This is a genomic window from Cytophaga sp., from assembly GCF_051961495.1.
In the GTDB taxonomy this organism is placed as follows: Bacteria; Bacteroidota; Bacteroidia; order Cytophagales; family Cytophagaceae; genus Cytophaga.
Genome location: NZ_JBQCDF010000259.1, coordinates 1 through 7,686, shown reverse-complemented (window position 1 = coordinate 7,686; position 7,686 = coordinate 1). Strand labels below are relative to the sequence as shown.

Here is a 7,686-nt window from a genome sequence, read left to right as displayed (position 1 = left end):
CACCGCTTACATCACGGGTAATGGATGGGTTATCGCTTTTGCGGGCAATTTTATCAATTTCATCAATATATACAATTCCTCTTTGAGCTGCCTCAACATCATAATTAGCCGCCTGCAGTAAACGGGTCAGGATCGATTCTACGTCTTCGCCTACATAACCGGCTTCGGTCAGAACCGTCGCATCTACAATACAGAAAGGTACTTGTAATACTTTGGCAAGTGTACGTGCCAGGTAGGTTTTACCTGTTCCGGTTTCACCGATCATAACAATGTTTGATTTTTCGATCTGAACATCGTCATCTGTATTTTTCTGCATCAAACGTTTGTAGTGGTTGTAAACCGCCACAGACATCACTTTTTTAGCGTCATTCTGTCCAATCACATATTCATCCAGGTGTTCTTTCATCTTCACCGGTTTAATTAAATTAAACTTGGGTGCAGGATCCTGATGGACTTTTTGCTTTAATTCTTCCTGCAGGATCTGGTATGACTGTGTTATACACTTATCACACATATTTCCGTGCAGACCGGTGATCATTAACAATACTTCCTTTTTAGGTCTTTCGCAGAAAGAACAGGTTTGTAGAGCCACTTGGTGTAGTTTTTAATTTGGTTGAGTTTGTTATTGCTATTTATCAGATTAAAAGAAGTAAAGCTTAAAGATACGGGATCTTTAAGCTTTACCTGGTACAAATATAAGCTTTATGTGCTTAATTTTTTATCAAAACCTCATCGATAATTCCGTATTCTTTCGCTTCAGCAGCTTTTAGCCAGTAATCGCGGTCAGAATGTTTTTCAATCGTCTCGATGTCTTTGCCTGAGTGTTTCGCTAAAATGGCATAAAGTTCAGCTTTCAGTTTCAGGATCTCGCGTGCTGTGATCTCAATATCCGAAGCTTGTCCCTGAGCACCGCCCAGTGGCTGGTGAATCATGATTCTTGAATGGGGAAGAGCAGAACGTTTTTTAGCAGCACCGCCGCATAATAATACTGCACCCATAGAAGCTGCAAGACCAACGCAAGTTGTTGAAACATCCGGATTGATGTAGTGCATGGTATCATAAATACCTAAACCTGCATATACAGAACCGCCCGGGCTGTTGATGTACATCATAATATCTTTCTTAGGATCTACAGATTCCAGGAATAAAAGCTGCGCGTTCACCACGTTTGCAACATAATCATCAATTCCGGTACCTAAAAAGATGATACGATCGCCCATTAAACGGGAGAAAACGTCAATTACTGTAGCACGCATCTGGCGTTCTTCCACAACATTTGGCGTCATCCCAACAATATAATTCGGCGCAATGCTGTGAATTTGATTGATATAGCTATCAACCACAAGACTGCTGATCCCCTGATCCTTTACAGCAAATTTTCTGAATTCGTTACTATTTATCATTCTGGTTAGGTGTTTAAATAAGTATAATTGGTACAAATGTAAAAAAAAAGTCCTTTCTACAAAGGACTTCTTTACGTTGTAACACAAATCGTGAATAATTAGTTTGCTTGTACTAATTTTTCAAATTCGTCTACACTTATTTTTTTCGTTATGAAACTGATTTTAGATTCGATCAGCTTTAATACTTTTGAATAATAAACTTCTTCAAACGTTCTGTTGTAGTTCTTTCCGTTTTCAGATGCAAGATAGTTATCCGCTAACTTGTTCATTGTTTCGTCCATCTCTTCAGACAGGGAAGTAAGGCCGCCGAACTGTTGCATGAAAAGTTCTTTTGTTCTTGCAATTACTTCAGCATGTTCAACTTTTACATCGTTATCTTCACCGATTTTGTTACGGATCAATAACCATTTCAAATCATCCTGGTACAAATCAAGATCTTTTTCGATCTGCTCAGTTGTCATTTTACCCTCGTTGTTTACCAATAAGAAACGCTTTAAGAAGTCTGCCGACATCTCAACTTTCGTATTGGCTAAGAATTCTTTACGTATATCTCTTGAAACTAATACTTCAGCTTCGCGTGTGTAGTTATTGTTGATGGTTTCAACCAATTTCTGGTTAAATTCTTCTTCTGATTTTACTGCACCCGGTCCGAAGATCTTATCAAAGAACTCCTGGTTTAACTCTGCCGGGAATGAACGGCGGATACCTGTTACAGTGAAAGAGAATTTACCTGAAGTGGTTTCAGCTTCTTCTTTTGTCATGCCGGTAACATGTGCAATAGAAGATTTATCTGTGAATGCTTTTTCAATATCGAATTCAATAACATCTCCTGTTTTCTTGCCAACGAATTTTTTCAATTCGCCTTTAGCAATTTTATCAGAAGGGATCATTGTTGTAGTAGAGAAATCGGTAGTCAATGATTTCATTTCACCATTGATGTAATCACCTTCTTCAACAACTTCAGCTTCATCCATTTTACCCTGCTGGCGACGGATGTTGTCTAATGTTTCAGCAACACGTTTCGGATCTGTTTCAATCTCGTATCTTGTTACTTTTACTTTATCAGACAATTCATATTTGAATTCAGGAATCAATCCCAAATCATAAGAGAATACATATTCAGATTGGTTATCCCAGTCGATCTTAGCAGCCTGTGTCTGATCCGGAAGCGGGTAGCCAATGATGTTCAGTTTTTCGTCTTTGATATACTTACCTACAGACTCAGATAAAAGCTGATTGATTTCATCAACCTTTAAACTCTTGCCGTACATTCTTTCAATAACACTTGTAGGAACTTTTCCTTGTCTGAATCCTTTCAAAGAAACTTTTTTACCATATTCTTTCAGCTTCGATTGGACTTTGGGCTGATAATCATCGGCTTTAACAGTTACTTTCAAAGTAGCCGCTGTAGAGCCTTTTTTGTCTAATACGATTTCCAAGGTAATAGAATGTTTAAGTGTTAGTCGATTTGAAATACAAAACCCTCGCCATAGTTATTGGCGAGGGTTTGAAACTTTTTGTAATGTGCGGATGGAGGGACTCGAACCCCCATGTCTCGCGACGCTAGATCCTAAGTCTAGTGCGTCTACCAATTTCGCCACATCCGCAAAATAAATACTTCTTCCAAGTATTTTCCGTAACCGTTATCTCCGATTTGGGATTGCAAACTTAGAACATTTTTTTGATAAAACTACTATTCTCCTAAAAAAAATATTTATCAACGAAACCAAAAATCAATTTTATATTTGTGTATCTAGAACATTATTTACCCGTAATCGTGTTATAGGTAACGACAGACAAATACAAACTGTTTGAAATTCAAAATTATAACTTACTATAAGATACTTTAGCTGATTGGCTTATGTTGGTAGATGTTGAAAAGGAAAATAAAGAAATAATTAAAAGATACCGCTTATTGCTGCATGCTGCTAAGCCTATTTTAAAAGATGGGGATGCTAAAATCATAAAAAAAGCTTTTTTTACATCGGTGCAGGCACATAAGGATATGCGCCGGAAATCCGGTGAGCCATATATTTATCATCCGTTGGCAGTAGCGCAAATTGCCGTTGAGGAAATCGGCCTGGGTACAACTGCGATTGTTGCCGCTTTATTGCACGACGTAGTAGAAGATACGCATCTGGAGCTTCGCGACCTGGAACGGGATTTCGGACCGAAGGTCGCTACGATTATAGATGGCCTGACCAAAATCTCTGGGGTATTTGAACATGGAAGTTCCCAGCAGGCAGAGAACTTCCGGAAAATGATTCTCACCCTGTCAGAAGATGTACGGGTAATCCTGGTAAAACTTGCCGACCGTTTGCATAACATGCGTACGCTCGAAAGTATGCCTCGCGATAAGCAGTTGAAAATTGCTTCTGAAACCATGTATCTGTATGCGCCGCTGGCACACAGACTTGGTTTATATGCTATTAAATCAGAACTTGAAGATCTTTATTTAAAATACACAGATACAGAAAGGTATAATTTCATTGAGGATAAGGTTCTCAAGTCAAATGCTGCCCGGGAAAAGATAACCAAGGAGTTTTCTGCCCCTTTGGAACTACCACTTAAAAGAGCAGGATTGAAGTTCAAAATCAAGGGCAGAACCAAATCGATTTACTCCATTCATACCAAGATGCAACAGCAGAATATCCCTTTTGAAGAGGTATATGATCTGTTTGCCATTCGTCTGATTCTGGATGCCGAACTGGAGGAAGAAAAAAGTGTCTGCTGGAAAGCTTATTCCATTGTTACGGATTTTTATAAACCGAACCCTGATCGTCTGAAAGACTGGGTAAGTACCCCGAAAGCCAATGGCTATGAATCGCTTCATACAACGGTTATGAGCAAATCTGGCCAATGGGTCGAAGTTCAGATTCGTACTAAGCGTATGGACGATATCGCCGAAAAAGGGTATGCTGCGCACTGGAAGTATAAAGAAAATAAATCAGCCGCGAAGGATTCCGGTATTGAAGACTGGATCCGTAAAGTACGTGAGCTGATTGAAAATAACGATTTTTCAGCGCTTGAATTTGTAAATGAATTCAGGCAAAACTTGTTCAGCGAAGAGGTATTTGTCTTTACACCAAAAGGGGATTTGAAAACGCTGCAGTTTGGTGCCACTGCACTTGATTTTGCTTTTGAGATCCATACAAAAATCGGCGAGCATTGTCTGGGCGCTAAAGTAAACCAAAAGCTTGTTCCCCTGAGCTATCAGTTAAATAATGGCGACCAGATCGAGATTCTGACATCTGCCAAACAGAAACCTTCCGAAGACTGGCTGAAGTTTGTGGTGACATCCAAAGCGAGAACCAAGATCAAGGAATCGCTGAAGGAAGAGAAGAAAACAATCGCCCAGGATGGCAAAGCGATGGTGGAACGTAAGCTGGGCCACCTGAAAATTCCGCTCAACAACGATACAATCAATAAAATGCTTTTGCTTTTCAATGTAAAGACTCCATTAGAGCTCTATTATAATGTAGCAAAAGATATTATTCAGCCGAGTCAGTTAAAACGACTGAAAGATCCTGAAAAAAAACCGGAACCTTCAAAAAGACCAGCGGAACCCGAACCGGATAAAAAGTCCACTTCCGTAAAAGTATCCGATAAGGATATGGTATTGATCGGTGATGGGATGGATAAGATTGATTACAATCTTGCCAAATGCTGTAATCCGATTCCGGGTGATGAAGTTTTTGGTTTTGTTACGGTAAGTGAAGGAATCAAAATTCACCGTACCAATTGTCCGAACGCTGTGGAATTGATGTCTCAATATGGTTACCGGATTGTAAAGGCAAAATGGACTTCACAGAAAGAGCTGGCATTCCTGACCGGCTTGAAAATTGTTGGGGCAGACCGTGTGGGTATCATCAATGATGTAACCAAGGTAATTTCTACCCAATTAAAAGTGAATATCCGCTCCATTACCATTGATACCGATGACGGTATATTTGAAGGAACCATGATGGTATTTGTAAACGATACCGAACATTTGAACACGCTCATTTCCAAGCTGAAAGAGATTTCAGACATTATTAGCGTGTCTCGTATAAACAGTTGATTTGGAATAAGAAATCCTTTATTCGTATATTTGAAACCTATGTCAACATTAGAGGAGTTATTATCGCAGGTAAAAAAGATATTTACAGCATATCTTGAAAATAAAAGTTTGAGAAAAACGCCTGAACGTTTCGCGATTCTTGAGGAGATATATACTCGTGTTGGACATTTTGATGTAGAAAATCTTTACATCAGCATGAAGAACAAGAATTACCGGGTGAGCAGAGCTACGGTTTACAATACATTGGATATTCTTGTTGATTGTGATTTAGTTACCAAGCATCAGTTTGGTAAAAATCTGGCTCAGTATGAACGTTCTTATGGCTACCGCCAGCATGATCACCTGATCTGCACGGATTGTCACAAAGTAGTTGAGTTTTGCGATCCCCGCGTATATAATATACAAACCATGGTAGGCGAGTTGCTGCATTTTAATGTGATGCACCATTCCCTTATCCTGTATGGAAACTGCACCAATTCTACCTGCGAGAATAAGAAGAACCTCGAAGCGAAAACAAATACATTCCCGAAAGAGGTATAAGCGCCTAATATTTAGATTCTATAATTCATAACCTGTCATAATAAATTCTTACTTACATGAAATACAATACTTATATCAAGGAAAATATATTATTCCTTCAGCTTGAAGGTGATTTGATAGGTGAAAGTAATGGCCTGGAGCTAATGGATCTGGTTAGTGAGAAATTGAATGAAAACATCAGCCATTGTGCCATTGACCTGGCGCAGGTTCGTTATATGAACAGTAGCGGTATTGGTGTATTGATCACTTTATTAACCAAGTTCAGAAATAAAGGCGGCGAGTTGGTATTGATCAACCCGTCTGAACAAATAAAAAAATTATTAATTATCACAAAACTGAATTCAATTTTCGTGATTGTTGAATCCGAAGAAGAAGCATTAAAGAGATTAACAAAATAAAGAAATGGCAGTTGATGTATTATTAGGGTTGCAGTGGGGCGACGAAGGTAAAGGTAAAGTAGTTGATGTACTGGCACCTAAATATGATTATGTTGCACGTTTTCAGGGCGGACCTAATGCCGGGCATACCTTGAAATTTGATGGCAATGATGTAGTGCTGCACCAGATTCCATCCGGAGTTTTCCGTTCAAATATTACCAATCTGATTGGAAATGGTTTGGTATTGGATGTGATTGCATTATTCGAAAAAGAGATCGATAAACTTGCAGCGTTCAATTTAAATCTGAATAAAAATTTATTTATATCTAAAAAAGCAGCGTTGATCCTGCCTTCTCATGTGGAGTTGGATAAAGCATACGAAGCTTCTAAAGGTGCAGGTAAAATCGGTTCTACGCTTCGCGGCATCGGGCCAACTTATACCGATAAAGTATCCCGTCAGGGTTTACGCGTAGGGGATATTTTAAGTCCGGATTTCATGGACAAATATACCAAGCTTGTAAATGCACATAAGCAGATCCTGGATTTTCATAAACATGATTATTCAGCGATGAAAGATCGAGAAGCACTGTTCTTCAAATATGTGGAGCGTTTACGTGCCATGAATCTGGTAGATAGTGAATACTTCATCAACGATGCTATTCAAAGCAAAAAAACAATTCTAGCTGAAGGAGCCCAGGGTTCATTACTGGATATCGACTTCGGTTCATATCCGTTTGTTACTTCATCGAGCACGATGGTTGCCGGCGCATGTACAGGCTTGGGTATCGCACCAAAACACATTGGCAATGTATTCGGTATTTTCAAAGCATACTGCACACGCGTAGGTAGCGGTCCGTTCCCTACAGAATTAAACGATGCAGATGGAGAGAAGATTCGCCAGGTGGGCAGGGAGTTCGGTTCAACAACCGGCCGTCCGCGCAGATGCGGTTGGCTGGATCTGCCTGCATTGAAGTATGCCTGCATGATCAACGGCGTATCGCATTTATTGATGATGAAGGCTGATGTGTTGAATGATTTTGCTGAGTTAAAAGTTTGTACGCACTACAAATTAAAAAACGGTGAAGTTGTCAGTACTATTCCATATGATATGTGTACGGAAGAATTAACACCGGTATATAAAACATTGAAAGGATGGAATCGTGATTTATCAAATTGCGAAACATTTGACTCTTTACCACAAGAGTTGCTGGACTATTCTGCATTTATTGAAAAAGAATTAGGTTTGCCGATTACATTGATTTCTATTGGTCCGGATCGTAAAGAAACATTGATCAAAGATTTCAGT

Annotated in this window: 7 protein-coding genes and 1 tRNA gene; 4 read left to right on the top strand and 4 right to left on the bottom strand. The window is 39.3% G+C overall.

Annotated features, from left to right (window positions below):
- The 4 genes from ACTHJT_RS14510 to ACTHJT_RS14495 form a co-directional block, all read right to left on the bottom strand.
- On the bottom strand, positions 1–592 hold a 592-nt coding region (locus ACTHJT_RS14510), incomplete at its 3' end, for an AAA family ATPase (protein ID WP_440239456.1).
- 118 nt (positions 593–710) lie between these two features.
- Complete coding sequence (locus ACTHJT_RS14505; protein ID WP_440239454.1) at positions 711–1,403, bottom strand: ATP-dependent Clp protease proteolytic subunit; 693 nt, start codon at positions 1,401–1,403, stop codon at positions 711–713.
- Positions 1,404–1,501: 98 nt separating this feature from the next.
- Complete coding sequence (gene tig / locus ACTHJT_RS14500) at positions 1,502–2,842, bottom strand: trigger factor (RefSeq protein WP_440239452.1); 1,341 nt, start codon at positions 2,840–2,842, stop codon at positions 1,502–1,504.
- A gap of 86 nt (positions 2,843–2,928) precedes the next feature.
- A tRNA-Leu gene (locus ACTHJT_RS14495) sits at positions 2,929–3,010 on the bottom strand.
- Positions 3,011–3,264: 254 nt separating this feature from the next.
- On the opposite strand from ACTHJT_RS14495, the gene ACTHJT_RS14490 reads away from it, so the two are divergent.
- From ACTHJT_RS14490 to ACTHJT_RS14475, 4 genes are all read left to right on the top strand, one after another.
- The gene (locus ACTHJT_RS14490) at positions 3,265–5,463 is read left to right on the top strand and encodes a RelA/SpoT family protein (RefSeq protein WP_440239450.1); all 2,199 of its coding nucleotides are present in this window, start codon (positions 3,265–3,267) and stop codon (positions 5,461–5,463) included.
- Between the two features lie 39 nt (positions 5,464–5,502).
- Positions 5,503–6,003 carry a Fur family transcriptional regulator gene (locus tag ACTHJT_RS14485; RefSeq protein WP_440239448.1) on the top strand — a complete coding sequence of 167 codons (501 nt, stop codon included), beginning with the start codon at positions 5,503–5,505 and terminating at the stop codon, positions 6,001–6,003.
- Between the two features lie 56 nt (positions 6,004–6,059).
- Positions 6,060–6,401, top strand: coding sequence for an STAS domain-containing protein (locus ACTHJT_RS14480; RefSeq protein WP_440239446.1), 342 nt, complete (start codon positions 6,060–6,062; stop codon positions 6,399–6,401).
- Positions 6,402–6,405: 4 nt separating this feature from the next.
- On the top strand, positions 6,406–7,686 hold a 1,281-nt coding region (locus ACTHJT_RS14475; protein WP_440239444.1), incomplete at its 3' end, for an adenylosuccinate synthase.

What these genes read in the sequence shown, in the direction of transcription:
- ACTHJT_RS14505 (WP_440239454.1), bottom strand. Translation starts at nt 1,403, where the DNA reads ATGATAAATAGTAACGAATTCAGAAAATTTGCTGTAAAGGATCAGGGG.
- ACTHJT_RS14490 (WP_440239450.1), top strand. Translation starts at nt 3,265, where the DNA reads ATGTTGGTAGATGTTGAAAAGGAAAATAAAGAAATAATTAAAAGATAC.
- ACTHJT_RS14485 (WP_440239448.1), top strand. Translation starts at nt 5,503, where the DNA reads ATGTCAACATTAGAGGAGTTATTATCGCAGGTAAAAAAGATATTTACA.
- ACTHJT_RS14480 (WP_440239446.1), top strand. Translation starts at nt 6,060, where the DNA reads ATGAAATACAATACTTATATCAAGGAAAATATATTATTCCTTCAGCTT.